General features: G+C 68.4%; 24 protein-coding genes. 22 read left to right on the top strand and 2 right to left on the bottom strand.

Features of this window, described 5'->3' with window-relative positions:
- The first annotated feature begins 5 nt into the window (after positions 1 to 5).
- The 19 genes from rplF to ACZ7L0_RS07760 all read left to right on the top strand — a co-directional run bounded on the left by rplF (position 6) and on the right by ACZ7L0_RS07760 (position 15,302).
- Positions 6 to 545, top strand: a complete 540-nt coding sequence (rplF, locus tag ACZ7L0_RS07850; protein WP_471241531.1) for a 50S ribosomal protein L6 — start codon at positions 6 to 8, stop codon at positions 543 to 545.
- Between the two features lie 3 nt (positions 546 to 548).
- Positions 549 to 932 carry a 50S ribosomal protein L18 gene (rplR, locus tag ACZ7L0_RS07845; RefSeq protein WP_019980869.1) on the top strand — a complete coding sequence of 128 codons (384 nt, stop codon included), beginning with the start codon at positions 549 to 551 and terminating at the stop codon, positions 930 to 932.
- Between the two features lie 43 nt (positions 933 to 975).
- Positions 976 to 1,581 (top strand): 30S ribosomal protein S5, encoded by a 606-nt coding sequence (gene rpsE, locus ACZ7L0_RS07840; protein WP_009190144.1) that lies wholly within the window; start codon positions 976 to 978, stop codon positions 1,579 to 1,581.
- 2 nt (positions 1,582 to 1,583) lie between these two features.
- Entirely contained in the window at positions 1,584 to 1,766 is a 183-nt protein-coding gene (gene rpmD, locus ACZ7L0_RS07835) for a 50S ribosomal protein L30 (protein ID WP_003974250.1), read from the top strand.
- Positions 1,767 to 1,768: 2 nt separating this feature from the next.
- A complete protein-coding gene (gene rplO / locus ACZ7L0_RS07830) occupies positions 1,769 to 2,224 on the top strand; it encodes a 50S ribosomal protein L15 (protein WP_190189399.1) in 456 nt (151 codons plus the stop codon).
- 233 nt (positions 2,225 to 2,457) lie between these two features.
- Complete coding sequence (gene secY / locus ACZ7L0_RS07825) at positions 2,458 to 3,771, top strand: preprotein translocase subunit SecY (RefSeq protein ID WP_471241530.1); 1,314 nt, start codon at positions 2,458 to 2,460, stop codon at positions 3,769 to 3,771.
- A complete protein-coding gene (locus ACZ7L0_RS07820; protein ID WP_471241529.1) occupies positions 3,771 to 4,433 on the top strand; it encodes an adenylate kinase in 663 nt (220 codons plus the stop codon). Before secY ends, ACZ7L0_RS07820 begins: the two co-directional genes overlap by 1 nt.
- 124 nt (positions 4,434 to 4,557) lie before the next feature.
- On the top strand, positions 4,558 to 5,394 hold the full coding sequence (gene map, locus ACZ7L0_RS07815; RefSeq protein ID WP_471241528.1) for a type I methionyl aminopeptidase: 837 nt from the start codon (positions 4,558 to 4,560) through the stop codon (positions 5,392 to 5,394).
- A 165-nt stretch (positions 5,395 to 5,559) separates the two neighbouring features.
- Positions 5,560 to 5,781 carry a translation initiation factor IF-1 gene (gene infA, locus ACZ7L0_RS07810; protein ID WP_003948620.1) on the top strand — a complete coding sequence of 74 codons (222 nt, stop codon included), beginning with the start codon at positions 5,560 to 5,562 and terminating at the stop codon, positions 5,779 to 5,781.
- A gap of 58 nt (positions 5,782 to 5,839) precedes the next feature.
- Complete coding sequence (gene rpmJ, locus ACZ7L0_RS07805) at positions 5,840 to 5,953, top strand: 50S ribosomal protein L36 (protein ID WP_003998809.1); 114 nt, start codon at positions 5,840 to 5,842, stop codon at positions 5,951 to 5,953.
- A gap of 196 nt (positions 5,954 to 6,149) precedes the next feature.
- Entirely contained in the window at positions 6,150 to 6,530 is a 381-nt protein-coding gene (gene rpsM, locus ACZ7L0_RS07800; RefSeq protein WP_004984507.1) for a 30S ribosomal protein S13, read from the top strand.
- Positions 6,531 to 6,594: 64 nt separating this feature from the next.
- The gene (gene rpsK, locus ACZ7L0_RS07795; RefSeq protein WP_003956432.1) at positions 6,595 to 6,999 is read left to right on the top strand and encodes a 30S ribosomal protein S11; all 405 of its coding nucleotides are present in this window, start codon (positions 6,595 to 6,597) and stop codon (positions 6,997 to 6,999) included.
- A gap of 153 nt (positions 7,000 to 7,152) precedes the next feature.
- Positions 7,153 to 8,175, top strand: coding sequence for a DNA-directed RNA polymerase subunit alpha (locus ACZ7L0_RS07790; protein ID WP_003966937.1), 1,023 nt, complete (start codon positions 7,153 to 7,155; stop codon positions 8,173 to 8,175).
- A 123-nt stretch (positions 8,176 to 8,298) separates the two neighbouring features.
- Positions 8,299 to 8,790 (top strand): 50S ribosomal protein L17, encoded by a 492-nt coding sequence (gene rplQ / locus ACZ7L0_RS07785; protein ID WP_471241527.1) that lies wholly within the window; start codon positions 8,299 to 8,301, stop codon positions 8,788 to 8,790.
- 92 nt (positions 8,791 to 8,882) lie between these two features.
- The gene (gene truA / locus ACZ7L0_RS07780) at positions 8,883 to 9,746 is read left to right on the top strand and encodes a tRNA pseudouridine(38-40) synthase TruA (protein WP_471241526.1); all 864 of its coding nucleotides are present in this window, start codon (positions 8,883 to 8,885) and stop codon (positions 9,744 to 9,746) included.
- Positions 9,747 to 10,130: 384 nt separating this feature from the next.
- The gene (locus tag ACZ7L0_RS07775; RefSeq protein ID WP_471241613.1) at positions 10,131 to 11,546 is read left to right on the top strand and encodes a glycosyltransferase family 2 protein; all 1,416 of its coding nucleotides are present in this window, start codon (positions 10,131 to 10,133) and stop codon (positions 11,544 to 11,546) included.
- Positions 11,546 to 12,604, top strand: a complete 1,059-nt coding sequence (locus ACZ7L0_RS07770) for a glycoside hydrolase family 26 protein (protein WP_471241525.1) — start codon at positions 11,546 to 11,548, stop codon at positions 12,602 to 12,604. The genes ACZ7L0_RS07775 and ACZ7L0_RS07770 overlap by 1 nt, the downstream gene beginning before the upstream one ends.
- On the top strand, positions 12,601 to 14,448 hold the full coding sequence (locus ACZ7L0_RS07765; protein ID WP_471241524.1) for an ArnT family glycosyltransferase: 1,848 nt from the start codon (positions 12,601 to 12,603) through the stop codon (positions 14,446 to 14,448). Before ACZ7L0_RS07770 ends, ACZ7L0_RS07765 begins: the two co-directional genes overlap by 4 nt.
- Before the next feature lie 110 nt (positions 14,449 to 14,558).
- Positions 14,559 to 15,302 carry a polyprenol monophosphomannose synthase gene (locus ACZ7L0_RS07760; RefSeq protein ID WP_471241523.1) on the top strand — a complete coding sequence of 248 codons (744 nt, stop codon included), beginning with the start codon at positions 14,559 to 14,561 and terminating at the stop codon, positions 15,300 to 15,302.
- Here ACZ7L0_RS07760 and ACZ7L0_RS07755 read toward each other — a convergent pair whose 3' ends face one another.
- Positions 15,303 to 16,190, bottom strand: coding sequence for a hypothetical protein (locus tag ACZ7L0_RS07755; protein WP_471241522.1), 888 nt, complete (start codon positions 16,188 to 16,190; stop codon positions 15,303 to 15,305). It lies immediately after the preceding gene.
- A 758-nt stretch (positions 16,191 to 16,948) separates the two neighbouring features.
- Here ACZ7L0_RS07755 and rplM point away from each other — a divergent pair.
- From rplM to glmM, 3 genes are all read left to right on the top strand, one after another.
- Positions 16,949 to 17,392 (top strand): 50S ribosomal protein L13, encoded by a 444-nt coding sequence (rplM, locus tag ACZ7L0_RS07750; protein WP_014674395.1) that lies wholly within the window; start codon positions 16,949 to 16,951, stop codon positions 17,390 to 17,392.
- A gap of 42 nt (positions 17,393 to 17,434) precedes the next feature.
- Positions 17,435 to 17,947: a 30S ribosomal protein S9 gene (gene rpsI, locus ACZ7L0_RS07745; RefSeq protein ID WP_103812805.1), complete on the top strand. Its 513-nt coding sequence runs from the start codon at positions 17,435 to 17,437 to the stop codon at positions 17,945 to 17,947.
- A gap of 168 nt (positions 17,948 to 18,115) precedes the next feature.
- Positions 18,116 to 19,474 carry a phosphoglucosamine mutase gene (gene glmM / locus ACZ7L0_RS07740; RefSeq protein WP_471241521.1) on the top strand — a complete coding sequence of 453 codons (1,359 nt, stop codon included), beginning with the start codon at positions 18,116 to 18,118 and terminating at the stop codon, positions 19,472 to 19,474.
- On the opposite strand, the gene ACZ7L0_RS07735 is transcribed toward glmM, so the two are convergent.
- Positions 19,471 to 20,412 (bottom strand): DUF389 domain-containing protein, encoded by a 942-nt coding sequence (locus ACZ7L0_RS07735; protein ID WP_471241520.1) that lies wholly within the window; start codon positions 20,410 to 20,412, stop codon positions 19,471 to 19,473. The two genes, glmM and ACZ7L0_RS07735, sit on opposite strands and share 4 nt — an antisense overlap.
- Positions 20,413 to 20,461: the final 49 nt, after the last annotated feature.

The following is a 20,461-nucleotide window of genomic DNA, read 5'->3' as shown; positions in this document are numbered from 1 at the left end:
CAGCTATGTCGCGCATTGGCAAGCTCCCCATCACGGTTCCCGCCGGCGTGGACGTCACCATCGACGGCCGTACGGTCTCGGTCAAGGGCCCCAAGGGCTCGCTGACCCACACCGTCGTGGCGCCGATCGAGATCGCCAAGGGTGAGGACGGCGTTCTGAACGTCACCCGCCCCAACGACGAGCGTCAGAACAAGGCCCTGCACGGCCTGTCCCGCACGCTGGTGGCGAACATGATCACCGGCGTGACCCAGGGTTACGTGAAGAAGCTCGAAATCAGCGGTGTCGGTTACCGCGTGACCGCCAAGGGTGCGAACCTCGAGTTCGCGCTCGGCTACAGCCACCCGATCACCGTCGAGGCGCCCGAGGGCATCACCTTCAAGGTGGAGACCCCGACCCGCTTCCAGGTCGAGGGCATCGACAAGCAGAAGGTCGGCGAGGTTGCGGCCAACATCCGCAAGCTGCGCAAGCCCGACCCGTACAAGGCCAAGGGCGTCAAGTACGAGGGCGAAGTCATCCGCCGCAAGGTCGGAAAGGCGGGTAAGTAAGCCATGGCATACGGGCAGAAGATCCTGAAGGGCGACGCCTACAAGCGCGCCGCGATCAAGCGCCGTCACATCCGGATCCGCAAGCGGATCTCCGGTACGGCGGAGCGCCCCCGTCTGGTCGTGACCCGCTCCAACCGCCACATCGTGGCGCAGGTGATCGACGACCTGAAGGGCCACACCCTGGCTTCGGCGTCCACTCTGGACACGTCGATCCGCGGTGGCGAGGGCGACAAGTCCGCGCAGGCCAAGCAGGTCGGCGCCCTGGTCGCCGAGCGTGCCAAGGCCGCCGGTGTCGAGGCCGTCGTGTTCGACCGTGGTGGTAACCAGTACGCCGGGCGCATCGCCGCCCTGGCGGACGCCGCCCGCGAGGCCGGACTCAAGTTCTGAGTCCTGGTTCCGTAGCTAGCGGAGACAGAGAGAGGTAATTCCAATGGCTGGACCCCAGCGCCGCGGTGGCGGTGCCGGTGGCGGCGAGCGGCGGGACCGGAAGGGCCGTGACGGCGGCGCAGCTGCCGCCGAGAAGACCGCGTACGTTGAGCGCGTCGTCGCGATCAACCGCGTCGCCAAGGTTGTGAAGGGTGGTCGTCGCTTCAGCTTCACCGCGCTGGTCGTGGTGGGCGACGGTGACGGCACCGTGGGTGTCGGATACGGCAAGGCCAAGGAGGTGCCGGCCGCCATCGCCAAGGGCGTTGAGGAGGCCAAGAAGCACTTCTTCAAGGTCCCCCGTATCCAGGGCACCATCCCGCACCCCATCCAGGGTGAGAAGGCTGCCGGCGTCGTGCTGCTCAAGCCCGCGTCCCCCGGTACCGGTGTTATCGCCGGTGGTCCGGTGCGTGCCGTGCTCGAGTGCGCCGGTATCCACGACGTGCTGTCGAAGTCGCTCGGCTCCGACAACGCGATCAACATCGTGCACGCGACCGTGGAGGCCCTGAAGGGTCTGCAGCGTCCCGAGGAGATCGCGGCCCGCCGTGGTCTGCCGCTCGAGGACGTCGCTCCCGCGGCGCTTCTCCGTGCGCGTGCCGGGGCGGGTGCGTAATCATGGCGCAGCTCAAGATTACGCAGGTCAAGTCCTACATCGGCAGCAAGCAGAACCACCGTGACACCCTGCGCTCCCTTGGTCTCAAGGGCATCAACACGCAGGTCGTCAAGGAGGACCGCCCCGAGTTCCGCGGCATGGTGCACACCGTCCGCCACCTCGTGACGGTCGAGGAGGTCGACTGATCATGGCGGAGCAGAACCCGCTCAAGATCCACAACCTCCGTCCCGCCCCGGGCGCCAAGACCGCCAAGACCCGTGTCGGTCGTGGTGAGGCGTCGAAGGGTAAGACGGCCGGTCGTGGTACCAAGGGCACCAAGGCCCGCTACCAGGTTCCGGAGCGCTTCGAGGGTGGGCAGATGCCCCTCCACATGCGCCTCCCGAAGCTGAAGGGCTTCAAGAACCCGTTCAAGACCGAGTACCAGGTCGTGAACCTCGACAAGCTGGCCGCGCTCTACCCCGAGGGTGGCGAGGTCACCGTCGAGGGTCTGGTGGCCAAGGGGGCCGTTCGCAAGAACAGCCTCGTCAAGGTCCTCGGCCAGGGCGAGCTCTCCGTGGCGCTGCAGGTGACGGTCGACGCCGTCTCCGGCTCCGCCAAGGAGAAGATCACCGCCGCCGGCGGTACGGTCACCGAGCTCGTCTGATCCATTCAGGCGCCTCGATGACGTGAGCGATCCCGACCGGGGATACCCCACAAATGGGGTATCCCCGGTTGGTCGTTCCAGCGGGGGCGGTCTCGCCGGTAAGGTGGCCTGCACTGCCCACTTTCACTGGGTGCTCACATCGGGCACTCTGAGCGGCAGTTGACCGTTACGTATTTGTCGAATCCTCAGACCGTCACCCTTGACGCAGTTGCGCGGGGGTCGCAGGAGGCACCGTGCTCACCGCGTTCGCCCGGGCGTTCAGGACGCCCGACCTGCGCAAGAAACTGCTCTTCACGCTGGCCATCATCGTGGTCTACCGCGTCGGTACCCACGTTCCGATCCCCGGCGTCAACTACCAGGCCGTCCAGAGGTGTGTGACCGAGGCATCCGGCAACCAGGGGCTGTTCGGTCTGGTCAACATGTTCAGCGGTGGCGCGCTGCTCCAGATCACGATCTTCGCGCTCGGGATCATGCCGTACATCACGGCGAGCATCATCCTTCAGCTGCTGACCGTGGTCATCCCGCGCCTGGAGGCCCTGAAGAAGGAGGGCCAGGCGGGTACGGCGAAGATCACGCAGTACACCCGCTACCTGACCGTGGCGCTCGCGATCTTGCAGGGCACCGGCCTGGTGGCCACCGCCCGCAGCGGCGCCCTGTTCTCCGGCTGCTCGGCCGCCACGAGCATCGTCCCGGACCGGGCGATCTTCTCCACCATCACCATGGTCGTCTGCATGACCGCCGGTACGGCCGTGGTCATGTGGCTCGGTGAGCTCATCACCGACCGCGGCATCGGCAACGGCATGTCGATCCTGATGTTCATCTCGATCGCCGCGACCTTCCCGTCCGCGCTGTGGGCCATCAAGAAGCAGGGCACCCTGGCCGACGGCTGGATCGAGTTCGGCACGGTCATCCTCGTCGGCCTGGTCATGGTCGGCCTGGTGGTCTTCGTCGAGCAGGCCCAGCGCCGCATCCCCGTGCAGTACGCCAAGCGGATGATCGGACGCCGGTCCTACGGCGGTACGTCCACTTACATCCCGTTGAAGGTGAACCAGGCGGGTGTGATTCCTGTCATCTTCGCCTCGTCGCTGCTCTACATTCCGGCACTGGTGGCGCAGTTCTCCGGTGGCAATTCGGGCTGGAAGCAGTGGGTCGAGCAGAATCTGAGCAAGGGCAACCACCCGATTTACATCACTTCGTACTTCTTGCTCATCGTTTTCTTCGCGTTCTTCTACGTGGCGATCTCCTTCAACCCCGAGGAAGTCGCCGACAACATGAAGAAGTATGGTGGCTTCATCCCGGGCATCCGGGCTGGCCGACCGACCGCTGAGTACCTCAGCTACGTGCTCAACCGGATCACCTGGCCGGGTTCGCTGTATCTGGGTCTGATCGCTCTCGTACCGACAATGGCGTTGGTCGGTTTCGACGCAAACCAGAACTTCCCGTTCGGCGGGACCAGCATCCTGATCATCGTGGGTGTGGGTCTTGAGACGGTGAAGCAGATCGAGAGCCAGCTCCAGCAGCGCAATTACGAAGGGTTCCTCCGCTGATGCGTATCGTCCTCGTCGGGCCGCCGGGTGCCGGTAAGGGAACGCAAGCCGTTCGCCTCGCCGAGAAGCTGCGCATCCCGCACATCTCCACGGGTGACCTGTTCCGCGCCAACATCAGCCAGCAGACGGAGCTCGGGAAACTCGCGAAGTCCTACATGGACGCCGGCAACCTCGTCCCGGACGAGGTCACCATCGCGATGGCCAAGGACCGTATGGAGCAGCCGGACGCCCAGAACGGTTTCCTGCTGGACGGCTTCCCGCGCAACGTCTCGCAGGCCGAGGCGCTGGACGAGCTGCTCCAGACCGAGGGCATCACGCTCGACGCGGTTCTCGACCTCGAGGTACCCGAGGAAGAGGTCGTGAAGCGGATCGCCGGCCGGCGGATCTGCCGCAAGGACTCCTCGCACGTGTTCCACGTGACCTACACCCCGCCGAAGCAGGAGGGCGTCTGCGACGTCTGCGGCGGTGAGCTCTACCAGCGCGACGACGACTCCGAGGAGACCGTCCGCAAGCGGCTGGAGGTCTACCACACGCAGACCGAGCCGATCATCGACTACTACAAGTCGCAGGGCCTGGTCCAGACGATCTCGGCGCTGGGTCCGGTGGGCGAGGTCACCACGCGGGCGCTCGAGGCGCTGAAGCGCGAGGCCGGGGACAAGTAGTCTTTACGTCCGCTGCAGCCGCGGTTCCTTCCCAGGGACCGCGGCTGCGCTGTGGGGGGCGGGTGCGGGCCCCCGTATCGTTGAATGCGTCCGTCCTTCCCGGTCGAGAAAGGCCGTAGTCCCCATGGTGCAGATCAAGACCCCCGAGCAGATCGCCAAGATGCGTGCGGCGGGCCTTGTCGTCGCCGCGATCCACGCGGCCACCCGGGAGGCCGCGGTGCCCGGGGCGACCACCAAGGACCTGGACGAGGTCGCGCGCAAGGTCCTGGCGGAGCACAACGCCAAGCCGAACTTCCTCGGCTACGGCGGCTTCCCCGCGACCATCTGCACCTCCGTGAACGAGGTCGTGGTGCACGGCATCCCCTCCGACGAGGTCGTCCTCAAGGACGGGGACATCATCTCCATCGACTGCGGCGCGATCATCGACGGCTGGCACGGTGACGCGGCCTACACCGCCTTCGTGGGTTCCGGTCACGCCCCGGAGCTGGTCGAGCTGTCCCGGGTGACCGAAGAGTCCATGTGGGCCGGCATCGCCGCGATGAAGCAGGGCAACCGGCTCGTCGACATCTCCCGGGCGATCGAGACGTACATCCGCCGCCAGCCCAAGCCGGGCGGCGGCAAGTACGGGATCATCGAGGACTACGGCGGCCACGGCATCGGCACCGAGATGCACATGGACCCCCACCTGCTGAACTACGTCGACCGGCGCCGCGGCAAGGGCCCCAAGCTGGTCCCCGGCTTCTGCCTGGCCATCGAGCCGATGGTGTCCCTGGGCACCCCGCGGACCGAGGTCCTCCAGGACGACTGGACGGTCATCACCACCGACGGCACCTGGTCCTCCCACTGGGAGCACTCCGTCGCCCTGACGGAGGAGGGCCCGCTGGTCCTGACGGCTCCGGACGGCGGCAAGGCGAAGCTGGCGGAGTACGGGATCACGGCCGCCCCCGATCCCCTCGCATAACGGTCCGCATGATGATCTTGGGTGCGGGGCAAGCTACCCCGATTCGTGTTTCCGGGTGCGCTGACGTAGACTGACTCGTCGGCTCTCGTGCACCCGCATGTCCGCATGCACCCGTAAGGGAAAAGCTCGAGAGTCGATCAAGGTAGTCGATTCGAAGGGCGAAGCGTGGCCAAGAAGCAAGGTGCCATCGAGATCGAGGGCACTGTCGTCGAGTCTCTGCCGAACGCCATGTTCAAGGTCGAGCTCCAGAACGGCCACCAGGTCCTGGCACACATCAGCGGCAAGATGCGTATGCACTACATCCGCATCCTCCCTGACGACCGGGTCGTGGTGGAGCTGTCTCCGTACGACCTGACGCGTGGCCGGATCGTCTACCGGTACAAGTAGATCTTGCCCGCGCCCCGGGCCTCCCGGGGTGATGGCACTGACCCGGAGAACCTCACCAATGAAGGTCAAGCCGAGCGTCAAGAAGATCTGCGACAAGTGCAGGGTGATCCGCCGTCACGGCCGGGTCATGGTCATCTGCGAGAACCCGCGCCACAAGCAGCGCCAGGGCTGACGCACGACCGATCCCTCTGCTCGATTCGCAGAGATTCGCGCGACGCAAGCTGAATAGTTCATACGCAGGGCCCAGGCGGACGAGCACGTCCGTCTGACACCCCCGGTTCGGAGGCCGGGGACCCAGTTCGTACCTAGTACGGCGGCTGGGAGCCGGTCCTGTGGAAGACCTCCGAAGATCAAACTGGAGCCATTGAATGGCACGCGTTTCCGGTGTTGACATCCCGCGCGAAAAGCGTGTGGAGATCGCCCTCACCTACGTGTTCGGCATCGGCCGGACCCTTTCGCAGCAGACGCTGGCAGCCACCGGCGTCGACCCGAACACCCGCGTTCGCGACCTCTCCGAGGAGCAGCTCGTCGCGATCCGCGAGTACGTCGACAACAACATCAAGACCGAGGGTGACCTCCGTCGCGAGATCCAGGCCGACATCCGCCGCAAGGTCGAGATCGGCACGTACCAGGGTCTGCGTCACCGCCGCGGTCTGCCCGTCCGCGGTCAGCGCACCAGCACCAACGCCCGCACCCGCAAGGGCCCGCGTCGCGCCATCGCCGGCAAGAAGAAGCCGGGCAAGAAGTAGTCCGCAGCGGACGCCTGTCCACGGTCTTCGCTGTAGGACCGACCACCTCCCGTAGGAGTAAGAGATGCCCCCCAAGGGACGTCAGGGCGCTGCCAAGAAGGTGCGCCGCAAGGAAAAGAAGAACGTCGCTCACGGCCACGCGCACATCAAGAGCACGTTCAACAACACGATCGTCTCGATCACGGACCCGTCCGGCAACGTGATCTCCTGGGCCTCCGCCGGCCACGTCGGCTTCAAGGGCTCCCGGAAGTCCACGCCGTTCGCCGCGCAGATGGCCGCCGAGTCGGCTGCCCGCCGCGCCCAGGAGCACGGCATGCGCAAGGTCGACGTGTTCGTGAAGGGCCCGGGTTCCGGTCGTGAGACCGCGATCCGCTCCCTGCAGGCCACGGGCCTCGAGGTCGGCTCCATCCAGGACGTCACCCCGACCCCGCACAACGGCTGCCGTCCGCCGAAGCGTCGCCGCGTCTGACGCGTCGGCCTCACGGGCTTTGGATTCGGGCGGTACGGCATCCGTAAAAGGGCCGTATCGCCCGTACCCTTGCAGTACCCGCACTTCTCACAGGTGCGGTTTCCGTCGGACGTCAAATAGCGGGCGTCCACGAAAGAAGGATCTGATCCACACATGCTGATCGCTCAGCGTCCCTCGTTGACCGAAGAGGTCGTCGACGAGTTCCGCTCCCGGTTCGTGATCGAGCCGCTGGAGCCGGGCTTCGGCTACACCCTCGGCAACTCCCTCCGCCGCACCCTCCTGTCGTCGATCCCCGGTGCCGCTGTCACCAGCATCCGCATCGACGGCGTCCTGCACGAGTTCACCACCGTGCCGGGCGTCAAGGAGGACGTCACCGACCTGATCCTCAACATCAAGCAGCTGGTCGTCTCCTCGGAGCACGACGAGCCGGTCGTGATGTACCTGCGCAAGCAGGGCCCGGGTCTGGTCACCGCCGCCGACATCGCGCCCCCGGCCGGTGTCGAGGTGCACAACCCCGACCTCGTCCTCGCCACGCTCAACGGCAAGGGCAAGCTGGAGATGGAGCTCACGGTCGAGCGTGGCCGTGGTTACGTCTCCGCCGTGCAGAACAAGCAGGTGGGCCAGGAGATCGGCCGTATCCCGGTCGACTCCATCTACAGCCCCGTGCTGAAGGTCACGTACAAGGTCGAGGCCACGCGTGTCGAGCAGCGCACCGACTTCGACAAGCTGATCGTCGACGTCGAGACCAAGCAGGCCATGCGTCCCCGCGACGCCATGGCGTCGGCCGGTAAGACCCTGGTCGAGCTGTTCGGTCTGGCCCGCGAGCTCAACATCGACGCCGAGGGCATCGACATGGGCCCGTCCCCCACGGACGCCGCCCTTGCCGCCGACCTGGCGCTGCCGATCGAGGAGCTGGAGCTCACGGTCCGCTCCTACAACTGCCTCAAGCGCGAGGGCATCCACTCCGTGGGTGAGCTCGTCGCCCGCTCCGAGGCCGACCTGCTGGACATCCGCAACTTCGGTGCGAAGTCCATCGACGAGGTCAAGGCGAAGCTGGCCGGCATGGGCCTGGCCCTCAAGGACAGCCCGCCCGGATTCGACCCCACGGCCGCAGCCGACGCCTTCGGCGCCGACGACGACGCGGACGCGGGTTTCGTGGAGACCGAGCAGTACTGATCCGGTACTGAGCGTGATCCACCTCCGGGGCCCGAAAGGGCCCCGGATCTCCGACAGGCGACCGCCTGCTCGGATACTGACCCCGGTACCTGATACGGCCGGGGCAGACACCTAGGAGAGACAATGCCGAAGCCCACCAAGGGTGCCCGTCTGGGCGGCAGCGCCGCGCACGAGAAGCTGCTCCTCGCGAACCTCGCGAAGGCGCTGTTCGAGCACGGCCGTATCACCACCACCGAGGCGAAGGCGCGCAAGCTGCGTCCGTACGCCGAGCGTCTGGTCACCAAGGCGAAGAAGGGCGACCTTCACAACCGCCGTCAGGTGCTCCAGGTCATCACGGACAAGAGCATCGTGCACACGCTCTTCACCGAGATCGGCCCGCGCTACGAGAACCGTCCGGGTGGCTACACCCGCATCACCAAGATCGGTAACCGCCGTGGCGACAACGCGCCCATGGCCGTCATCGAGCTGGTCGAGGCGCTGACGGTGGCGCAGCAGGCGACCGGTGAGGCCGAGGCCGCCACCAAGCGTGCGGTCAAGGAGTCCGAGGAGGCCAAGGCGGAGGAGACCACCGAGGCTCCGGCCGAGGAGGCCGCCGAGGAGTCCAAGGACGCCTGAGGCTCTGCCTGACGTCGGAAGCGGGTTCGCCCTTCGGGGCGGGCCCGCTTTCGCGTACCTGGGAGGAGCCCCGTTCCTGAGAGGATCCAGGAGTGAGTGACGAAGTACAGCCCGGTTACGTCCGTGTCCGCCTCGACCTGTCCTACGACGGGAGCGAGTTCTCCGGCTGGGCCAAGCAGGCCGGGGGCCGGCGGACCGTACAGGGCGAGATCGAGGACGCCCTGCGGACCGTCACGCGGTCCGGTCAGACGTACGAGCTGACCGTGGCCGGGCGGACGGATGCCGGGGTGCACGCGCGCGGCCAGGTCGCCCATGTCGATCTGCCGAGGGAGGTCTGGGTCGAACATCACGGGAAGCTGCTCAAGCGGCTCGCCGGGCGCCTGCCCAGGGACGTACGGGTCTGGGCCCTCAGGGAGGCGCCCAGCGGTTTCAACGCCCGCTTCTCCGCCGTCTGGCGCCGCTACGCCTACCGCGTCACCGACAACCCCGGCGGTGTGGACCCGCTGCTGCGCGGCCACGTCCTGTGGCACGACTGGCCGCTCGACGTAGACGCCATGAACGAGGCGGCCCGGGGTCTGCTCGGCGAGCACGACTTCGCCGCCTACTGCAAGAAGCGCGAGGGCGCGACCACCATCCGTACGCTCCAGGAGCTGTGGCTGGAAAAGGGCGCCGACGGGATCATCACCGCCACCGTCCGCGCGGACGCCTTCTGCCACAACATGGTGCGCTCGCTCATCGGGGCGCTGCTCTTCGTGGGGGACGGGCACCGGCCGCCGGACTGGCCGGCGAAGGTGCTCGCGGCCCGGGTGCGGGACTCGGCGGTGCATGTCGTACGGCCGCACGGGCTGACGCTGGAGGAGGTCGGTTATCCCGCCGACGAGTTGCTGGCCGCGCGTAACAAGGAGGCGCGTAACAAGCGGTCGCTGCCCGGATCGCCCGGTTGTGAAACTTGTTAGTTACACCGCATTTGGCCGCAGTTATGCCCCATGTCGGGACTTACTGGGCGTAAGTCCCTTGCCGTCACTTACGCGTTTCGTACCTCTCGGATAAAGTTGCCCGTCCTGGCCGCCAGTTCGAATGGGGGTGGCCAGAGTTGGCTGGGGGGTCGACAGGTCGTTTTCGGCCAGGGGTTGGACATCCGGATGAGTGCAGTGGGTCCCGTGCGGGCCGGGGGGCGTCGTGCCGCGCGCCAGAGCAGTGGGCGGCGGCGGGCCGGACGGGCTGAGAGCGCGTCGCTGGGGCTGCTGCCGCTGCCGCCGACGGACAAGGAGAAGTACTCCTACGCGCGCCGGCGGCTGTGGATCCTGACGATCAGTTCGCTGGTCAGCTTCTGCTGCCTGGTGGTGAGCCAGTTCAAGCTGGCGCAGTCCACCCCGGTGCTGTGGATCTACACCCCGCTGCTGGTCTTCACGGTCGTCTACTACCTGGTGTCGCTGCGGGTGAACGGCTTCACCCGGGACTTCGACATCGCGTACCACCGCCGCCTGGTGCAGAACTGGCGGCCCGAGGTGTACCCCACGGTCGATGTGTTCCTGCCGGTGTGCGGCGAGCCCATCGAGGTGCTGCACAACACCTGGCGGCATGTGCGGGCGATGGCCGACCGCTACCCGGGCGTCTGCGTGCCGTTCGTGCTCGACGACGGCGCCAGTCCCGAACTGGAGGCGATGGCCCGCGACTTCGGGTTCCGCTACGGCACCCGGGAGAACCGCGGCTGGTTCAAGAAGGCCGGCAACCTGCACTTCGGCTTCGGCCAGTCCGACGGCGAGTTCATCCTCATCCTGGACGCCGACTTCACCCCGCGCGCCGATCTGCTCGAGGAACTCCTGCCGTACATGCAGGACGACCCGAACATCGGCATCGTCCAGTCCCCGCAGTACTTCCGTGTGCTGGACTCGCAGAACTGGATCGAGCGCGGCGCGGGCGCGGTGCAGGAGCTGTTCTACCGGTCCGTTCAGGTCTCCCGGCAGGGCAGCGACGGCGCGATCTGCGTCGGCAGCTGCGCCATCTACCGGCGCGCGGCCCTGGACACCAACGGCGGTACGACGCTGATCGAGCACTCCGAGGACGTGCATACCGGCTTCGACCTGCGCGGCCTCGGCTGGGACCTGCGCTATGTGCCGGTCGCCGTCTCCACGGGCGTGTGCCCGGACACCGCGGGCGCCTTCTTCAACCAGCAGTACCGCTGGTGCTCCGGCTCGATGAGCCTGCTCGGCAGCCGCAAGTTCTGGCAGCGCAGGATCAGGCTCTCCAGCCGCCTGTGCTACATGTCCGGCTTCTTCTACTACATCCACACGGCGCTGTTCACCTTCGCGGCGCCGGTGATCCCGATCGTGCTGCTGCTGATGATGCCGGAGAAGCTCAAGGTCGAGCATCTGCTCCTGGTGCTGCCCAGCATCCTCTACACCACGATCATCTTCCCGATGTGGCACAAGGCGCCCTACCGCCTGGAGGCCTGGGCGGCCCGCATGATGTACGGCTGGGCGCATGTCTTCGCCATCTGGGACATCCTGCGCAAGAACCGCATGGGCTGGCAGCCGACCGGCTCCTCCGGCGCCAAGAAGAACAAGACCCGGCGCTTCTGGATCGGTATGTGGGTGTGGAGCGGCGGCACGGCCCTGGTCTGGGTGACCGCGGCGGTGTACCGGACGTTCACCATGAACGCCCCGGACTTCGCCCTGATCCTGTCCTCCGGGCTGTTCTACGCCCTGGTGGTGGGCCGGGTCCTGGTGCAGCCGCGGTCCGAGGCGGCTTCCTGATGCATCAGGTGAATCGTTTCTCCACTGTGCGGGCGGGTGCGCGGGCGGGTGCGCGGGCGCGGGCCCTCCTCGCCGTCTGCCTGCTCGCCGTACTCGTCGCGCTCAGCGGCTGCTCCCTCCTCGGCGACCACGACTCGTCGCAGACCGGGCAGGGCAGGGCCGCCGGGGCGGACCCCTCCGCGAGCTCCGGCTCGGACGTCCCGTACGACGTCGTACCCCTGCTGAAGCCCGCGAAGAAGTACTTCGGGGCCGCCGTCGCGGGCGCACCGACCTCCATGAAGGGCGTGGACGCCTACACGAGCATGGTCGGCAAGCAGCCGAACCTGATCGAGTACTACGCGGGCTGGGGCGACGGCTTCGACGCCAGCGGGGTGCGCAGGGCCTGGGCCGAGGGCGCCCTGACACTGATGTCCTGGGAGCCCTTCGACACCTCGATCGCCGACATCGCGGCCGGGAAGTCGGACGCGTACATCGAGGAGTACGCGACGGCGGTGCGCAAGCTGAACCTGCCCGTGGTGATCGACTTCGCGGACGAGTTCAACGGCCACTGGGAGAAGTGGGGCACGGACCACGTGACCCCGAAGCAGTATGTGGCCGCCTGGCGCCACATCCACAAGGCGTTCCTCGACGCCGACGCCACCAACGTCATCTGGGCCTGGTCGCCGAACATCGTCAACCCGGTGCCGGACGTGAAGCTGGAGCCGTACTACCCGGGCGACGCCTACGTCGACTGGGTCGGGCTGATCGGCTACTTCACGACGAACACGGACAACGCCTTCGACAGCGTCTTCGGACCCACCCGGGACCAGGTCCGCACCTTCACCGAGAAACCGATGCTCCTGCTGGAGACCGCCGCCGTACCCGGCGAGCGGCGCCGAGCCGACATCCGCAACCTGTTCGCCGGCGTCGAGGCCGACGACGACATGGTCGGCTTCATCTGGTTCAACCACAAAAAGCGCGCCGACTGGCGGCTGGAGGCGAGCCCGCTGGCGCTGAAGGAGTTCAAGCGCCTGGCCGCCGACGACCGTTTCGGCTTCGACGTACGGAAGCCGTCATGACCTCCCGACCCGAGTACTACACGCCCCAGCCCTACGACCCGTACGCCGACGACGACGCGTCCGGCACGTGGTTCAACTCCGACGGGTACATCCCGCGGCAGCCGGATCACGGGGTCCAGGAGAGCTACCCGGGCCACGAGGCCACCCAGGTCTACGAGGCCACCCAGGTCTACGAGACCCCCCAGGCCTACGAGACCCCCCAGGGCTACGACTACGACCCGCGGGTCTACCCGTACCAGCAGCAGGACGACCAGCCGACGTTCGCGCTGCGCACGGTGGCGGAGCCGGCACCGGCGCAGCCGGGCTACCACATCCCCGAGACCCCGGAGGCCGGCTGGGACGACACCCCGAGCGGGCGCCGGGCCTGGGTCAGCCGCGGGGTCCTCGCCATCCTCCTGGTGGTGCAGGCGGTGCTGTCGCTGCGGCTGTCCAACACCGCGTTCCAGGACGAGGCGCTGTACCTGGCGGCGGGCCACAACATCATGGACCACTGGGCGAGCGGCACCCCGCTGCACAGCGGTTACGAGTCGTACTTCTCCGGCTCGCCGATGCTCTACCCGGTGGCGGCGGCGTTCGTCGACGGCCGGTTCGGCCTGTCCGGGGCCCGCGCGCTCAGTCTGCTGTGCATGCTGGGCGCCACCGCGCTGCTGTACTCCTTCACCCGGCGCCTGTTCAACGAACGGGTCGCGCTGGTGGCCGCCGCGCTGTTCGCGGTCACCCAGCCGACGATCGTGCTGGGCTGGTTCGCCACCTACGACGCCCCGGCGATCTTCCTGCTGGCGCTGTCCGCGTGGATCATCGTCCGCACCAACCGCGCGCCCGTGCTCGCCGTGCTGCTGGCGGCGCCGGTCATGGTGCTGGCGGTCGCGGTGAAGTACGCCTCCGCGCTGTACGTGCCCACGCTGGTCGTCCTCGCCGCGCTCACCGCCTGGCACCACCGCGGCTGGCGCTGCGTCCCGCGCGCGCTCCTGCTGGGCGCCGGCACCGCCGTCCTCGCCGGAGTCGGCCTGCTGTACACCGACGTGCTCGCCGGTGTCCGGCAGACCACCACCAACCGCGCCCACGGCACCGACGCCACCTCGGCACTGCTGCAGAAGTCCGCCGAGTGGGGCGGCCTGATGTTCGCCACCGCCGTCGCGGGCGCCGTCGCCTACGCGCTGCGCGGCCGGATGAACGAGTCGCCCCGCTCGCACGGTCTGCACGGCCCCGGCCGGCGCTGGCGCGCCCTGCTCGGCGTGACGCTGGCCGGGACCGCGCTGCTCGCACCGGCGTACCAGATCCACCTGCACACCGCCGTCTCGCTCTACAAGCACCTCGACTTCGGCCTGCTCTTCGCCGCCCCCATGGCGGGCATCGGCGTGATCCGGCTGGTCGGCAAGCACTTCCGCTACCCGCAGCTGGGCATCATGATCTGGGTCAGCGCGCTGTGCCTGGGCGTCTCGCAGTCCGAGTGGCGGTTCGGGCTGTGGCCCGACTCGACCGCCCTGGTCAAGGCGATCGAGCCGTACATGAAGCCCAAGAGCCACTACCTCGGCGAGACCTACGAGGTGCCCGTCTACTACCTGCGGGACAAGACGGACCACTCCCAGTGGACCTCCACCTACGGCATCGGCTACCCGGACAAGAAGGGCGTCGTCCACCACGGCGAGGAGGGCTACCGCCTCGCCCTGAAGGACGGCCACTTCGACCTCGTCGTCCTGGACGGGGTCGCGACCCCGGGCCTCGACGCGTACATCGAGCGGCAGGTCACCGAGAGCGGCCACTACCGGCTCGTCGGCAAGATCCCGTTCCGGCTCAGCTCGGGCGGCACCGGTACGTACCGGATCTGGGCGAAGACATCCTGAGGTCGGGTCGGCCGAGGAGGCGTGGTGCGGGACCGATATCGTCCTGCACCTGACCGAGTGGCCTCGGTTTCCGGGCGCCGGGGGCGACCCGCGCCGTGAGGGGAGCAGGCATGAGCGCACCACTTGTCACCGTGGTGATGCCGACGTACAACGAGGCGGCGAACCTGCCGCGGATGGCCGAGGCGGTGCTCGCGCTGCCGCTGTCCGGGCTGCACCTGAAGATCGTCGACGACTCCAGCCCCGACGGCACCGGGCGGATCGCCGAGGAACTGGCGGAGAAGTACAACGCCGGCGGGAGCGACCGGCGCCGGATGAGCGTGCTGCACCGTACCGAGAAGGACGGGCTGGGCCGGGCGTACACCGCGGGCATGACCGCCGCGCTGGAGGAGGGCGCCGAGTACGTCGTCCAGATGGACGCCGACGGCAGCCACCCGGTGGAGGCGGTACCGCGGATGCTGGACGCGGCTCTGACCTCCGGCGCGGGTCTGGTCGTCGGCAGCCGGTACGTCGAGGGCGGCTCGCTGGACGAGGACTGGGGCGCGCACCGCGTGCTGCTGTCCCGCTTCGCCAACCAGTACGCGCGTACGATCCTCGGCACCGACATCCACGACATCACCGCCGGCTACAACCTGTGGTCGGCCGGCACCCTTCGGGACGTGGACCTCTCCTCGCTGGACAGCGCGGGCTACAGCTTCCAGGTGGAGCTGAAGTACAAGGCCGTACGCGCCGGGCACACCGCCGTCGAGATCCCGATCCGTTTCGAGGAGCGCACGGACGGTGTCTCGAAGATGACCCTGCGTACGCAGCTGGAGTCGGCGGTGCTGCCGATCCGGCTGCGCCTGAGGGGCCGCTAGCTACTGGTTGGCGGCTGCGGAAGCCTGTGCCTCGCCCCGGCGGCGGATCTGCCGGAAGGTGAACTCGGCCAGGTCGTCGCCGGTGGAGAAGACCTTGGTGTCCTTGGTGGTCACGTCCTTGCCGCTGGTGAAGCCGGCGATCGTGAAGTAGGCGTAGCGGCCGTAGGAGTTGGTGGTCGAGCGGCAGACCGCGGCGTCGCAGAACGCCTTGATCCCCTTGCCGGCCAGCGACTTCACGATGCTCTTCTTGTCGGCCTCGCCCTTGGCCTTGGTGGCCTTCGCCTCGGTGTCGAAGACGGCGACGCCCACGGTCACCGCGACCCCGTCCTTGACGTACGTCACCCGCAGCAGGCGGGTGCAGCCGTCGGCGGTGAGGATCTTGGGGAGGGTGCCGCCGGCGGCCGAGGCGCAGTTCGTCGTGTCGGCCGTGGGCCCCTTCTTGTACACGGTCTCGCCCATGGTCAGCTGGGTGCCCGGGAAGAGCGTCTCCGCGCTGAGCTTGGCCGTGTCCTTCTTCGCGCTGGATATGAAGTCCTTCGGGTCCAGCGGCGGCGGCGCGCTGGTGGGCTCGAAGGACGGCGCCGGCGCGGCGGAGTCGCTGGGCAGGGAGGCGCTCGCGGGCAGGTTGGACGGCTGGCCCGAGGCCTCGTTGTCCCCGTTCGCCGACACGACGGCCATGGCGACGGCGGCGCCGATGCCCACCGTGGCGAGTACACCGCCGCCGATGAACAGCACCCTGCGCCGCTTGTTCCGCGTCTCCGAGGCCTCCGCGAGTGCGGCCCAGTCCGGAGTCTGGTCGTCGCCGCCGCCGCTGCTGTTCCAGGGCTGCTGCGAGTTCGGTTTCCAGGGATCCCACTGGGACTGGGGTCCCCCCTGCCCATAGCTCATGGGGCGCATCTTAGACGGGGGGCGGGGGGTGCGGGTGCGCCTCTACTACCACCGATAGCGGACCATTCCCCGCAAGGCCGGGCACATCCCGGTCCAGCCGCCCCGCCCTGGGGCTCCGCCCCAGACCCCGCCAGGGGCTGCGCCCCTGGACCCCGTTTCCCACCCACCCACCCGACTCGGTGGGTCAAGAGGTCGCCCCGCCCTGGGGCTCCGCCCCAGACCTGGCGGGGACTGCGTCCCCTGCGCCCCTCGCGGGGCTCCGCCCTTGCGCCCCGGCGGGGACTGCGTCCCCTGCGCCCCTCGCGGGGCTCCGCCCTTGCGCCCCGGCGGGGACTGCGTCCCCTGCGCCCCTCGCGGGGCTCCGCCCCAGGCCTGGCCGGGGGTCCGTGCCCCCGTCTCTCAGCCCCGGCCCGCATCATCCAGCCCGTCCGGCGTTTGAGGACGAGGCCGTTCGGGACGATGCGGGGGTCTGGGGGCGGCAGCCCCCAGGGGGCGGTGGGTAAAATGGGGGTGCGGAACCGGCGGAGCGCAGCGGCGGTCGCACCCGTTTTGACCCGGGCGTGGCGCCGCGGGTATCCTGCCTGTTCGTTGTGTATTGGCTTGCTCATTCTCACGGGACGGGCCCTTACACCGGTCCACCGGGCCGATGACCAGCGACCCCACGTACGCGGTATGCGTCGCCGCCGTGCGGTCCAGGCTGTCGTGATCGTTTCGGTGACCTGTTCAGGACCATTCACTCGAAGCGAAGGCTACGAACCGTGCGTACGTACAGCCCCAAGCCCGGCGATGTGACGCGCCAGTGGCACGTCATCGACGCTCAGGACGTTGTCCTGGGCCGTCTCGCCACCACCGCAGCGACCCTTCTCCGGGGCAAGCACAAGCCGATCTACGCGCCGCACGTCGACGCTGGTGACTTCGTCATCATCATCAACGCCGACAAGGTGCACCTGTCCGGCAACAAGCGGACCCAGAAGATGGCGTACCGCCACTCCGGCTACCCGGGTGGTCTGCGCTCCGTCCGCTACGACGAGCTGCTGGACAAGAACCCGGAGAAGGCCATCGAGAAGGCCGTCAAGGGCATGCTCCCCAAGAACTCCCTGGGCCGTCAGATGCTCTCGAAGCTGAAGGTCTACAAGGGTGACCAGCACCCGCACGCTGCCCAGCAGCCGGTGCCGTTCGAGATCACCCAGGTCGCGCAGTAAGTCCGGCCACCCCCTAAGCCTGAAGAGAATCTGAGGAGAATCGTGGCCGAGACCACTGCCGAGCAGCCGCTCGAAGAGCTTGACATCGACAGCTACACCACCGAGTCCGAGGTCCCCGTCGAGGGCGAGTACACCTCGGAGTCCCTGGCCTCCCGCTTCGGCGAGCCCCAGCCGGCCGCCGGCCTGGGCCGCCGCAAGAACGCCATCGCCCGCGTCCGGATCGTCCCGGGCACCGGCAAGTGGAAGATCAACGGCCGCACCCTCGAGGACTACTTCCCGAACAAGGTGCACCAGCAGGAAGTCAACGAGCCCTTCAAGGTGCTCGAGCTCGAGGGCCGTTACGACGTCATCGCCCGCATCGCCGGTGGCGGTGTCTCCGGTCAGGCCGGTGCGCTCCGTCTCGGTGTCGCCCGCGCGCTGAACGAGGCGGACGTGGACAACAACCGCGGCCCGCTGAAGAAGGCCGGCTTCCTCAAGCGCGACGACCGTGCGGTCGAGCGCAAGAAGGCCGGTCTGAAGAAGGCCCGCAAGGCCCCGCAGTACAGCAAGCGCTAATCACCGCTGCCTCTGCTCGTACTCCGAACGCCCCGGCGGCACGCCACTGTGCCGCCGGGGCGTTCGTTTATCCCAGCGCAAAGGCGTATAACGACACAAGACGCTCAAAGGCTTGTGTGATCGGATTGCTAAGGCGCCTTCGAAACTGACGCTTCCTCAGGAGGACAAGTGGGACGACTCTTCGGCACGGATGGCGTGCGCGGTGTCGCCAACGCGGATCTGACGGCCGAGATGGCGCTCGGTCTCTCCGTCGCGGCGGCGCACGTGCTGGCCGAGGCGGGCACTTTCGAGGGCCACAGGCCGACGGCGGTGGTCGGAAGAGACCCGCGCGCGTCCGGGGAGTTCCTGGAGGCCGCCGTGGTCGCGGGACTCGCGAGCGCGGGCGTGGACGTGCTGCGCGTCGGTGTGCTGCCGACGCCCGCGGTGGCGTTCCTCACCGGCGCCCTCGGCGCCGACCTCGGTGTGATGCTGTCGGCCAGCCACAACGCCATGCCCGACAACGGCATCAAGTTCTTCGCCCGCGGCGGCCACAAGCTCGCCGACGAGCTGGAGGACAGGATCGAGGCCGTGTACGAGTCGCACCGCCACGGCGAGCCCTGGGAGCGGCCGACGGGCGCCGGGGTCGGGCGCGTGCGGTCGTACGAGGAGGGCTTCGAGCAGTACGTCGGCCATCTGCTCGGCGTGCTCCCGAACCGGCTCGACGGGCTGAAGATCGTCCTGGACGAGGCGCACGGCGCCGCCGCCGGGGTCTCGCCCGAGGCCTTCTCCCGGGCCGGGGCCGAGGTCGTCACCATCGGCGCCGAGCCGGACGGCCTCAACATCAACGACGGCTGCGGCTCCACCCACCTCGGCAAACTGAAGGCCGCCGTCGTGGAGCACGGCGCCGCCCTCGGTATCGCGCACGACGGCGACGCCGACCGCTGCCTGGCCGTGGACCACACCGGCGAGGAAGTCGACGGGGACCAGATCCTGGCCGTGCTCGCGCTGGCGATGCGGGAGCGTTCCGCACTGCGCTCCGACACCGTCGTCGCGACCGTGATGTCGAATCTGGGCTTCAAGCTGGCCATGGAGCGCGAGGGCATCCACCTCGTGCAGACCGCCGTCGGCGACCGGTACGTCCTGGAGGAGATGAAGGAGCACGACTACGCCCTCGGCGGCGAGCAGTCCGGCCACGTCATCATCCTCGACCACGCCACCACCGGCGACGGCACGCTGACCGGCCTGCTGCTCGCCGCCCGCGTCGCCCAGAGCGGCCGTACGCTGCGGGACCTCGCCTCCGTCATGGAGCGGCTGCCGCAGGTACTGATCAACGTGCCGGACGTCGACAGGTCCCGGGTCAAGACCTCCGCCGACCTGGCCGCCGCGGTCACCGAGGCCGAGCGGGAACTGGGGTCGACGGGCCGGGTGCTGCTCCGGCCCTCGGGTACCGAGCCGCTGGTACGCGTGATGGTCGAGGCCGCCGACATCGACCAGGCACGATCGGTCGCCGGTCGGCTGGCCGACGCCGTGAAGTCGGCCCTCGGCTAGCCGACCGCCCGTGAGCGCTCGCGCTGCATGCCCCAGAACCACTTCTGGGCGAGCAGCGTGAGCGTCCCGGCGAGGACGATGCCGAGCAGGTTCAGCAGCAGCTGCTCCGAGGAGCGCGCGGCCTGATCGCCGTCGCCGTAGATCAGCGCCACGGCCGCGTTGGCGGCGGCGGGCACGGTCGTCACGGAGATGGCGACCCCGACCAGGGCGCCGGACTTCGCCGAGGTCAGCGACAGCGTGCCGGCGGCCCCGGCGAGGACCGCCACCACGAACGAGAACCAGTCCGGGGCGTAGATGAACGCCGTGTTGGGCCGGTCGGCCTCCAGCTGGGCCTTGCTGAACAGGCCGACGGCGTCCATGAAGAGGCTGAACGCCGAGGTCAGCAGCATGGCCGCCGCGAAGCCCACCAGCAGCGCGACCGCCGAGCGCAGCGCCAGCCGCGGCGCCCGCCGCACCACCGAGGTGCAGATGCCGGCCAGCGGCCCGAACTCCGGCCCCACCGCCATCGCGCCCACGATCAGGATCGCGTTGTCGAGCACCACACCGCAGGCCGCGATCATCGTGGCGAGGGTGATGAAGGCGACGTAGGTGACCGACAGCGTCGACTCCTCGTGCGTCGCGTCGGTCAGGTGCTCCCACAGCACCGCGTCCGCGCCCTCGCCCGGCGCCTCCGCCTCGGCCTTGTCGGCCCGTTTGGACAGGGACAGGTCGATGTTCTCCACTGCGATGGAGCCGGTGGTGTCGATGTCCAGCTCCTGCAGCCGGGTGAGTAGTTCGTCACCCGCCTCGCGCGCCACGTCGCACAGCACCACGTCCCCGGCGGGGTTGCGGGCGGCTCCCGGCAGCACGACCAGGTGCGTGGTTCCGACCGTCTTCTCGATCAGACGCACGACGTCGTCCGTCCGGTCGGCCGGTGTGATCAGACGCAGATGCAGCATGCCGGAAGCGTAGACGTCCGAGTTTGCGCGGAGGTCACAGCGTCCGCGG

It is taken from the genome of Streptomyces sp. NPDC039424, from assembly GCF_055639495.1.
The sequence above is the reverse complement of the archived record's forward strand: the minus strand, read 5'-3'. Positions and strand labels throughout refer to the sequence as shown.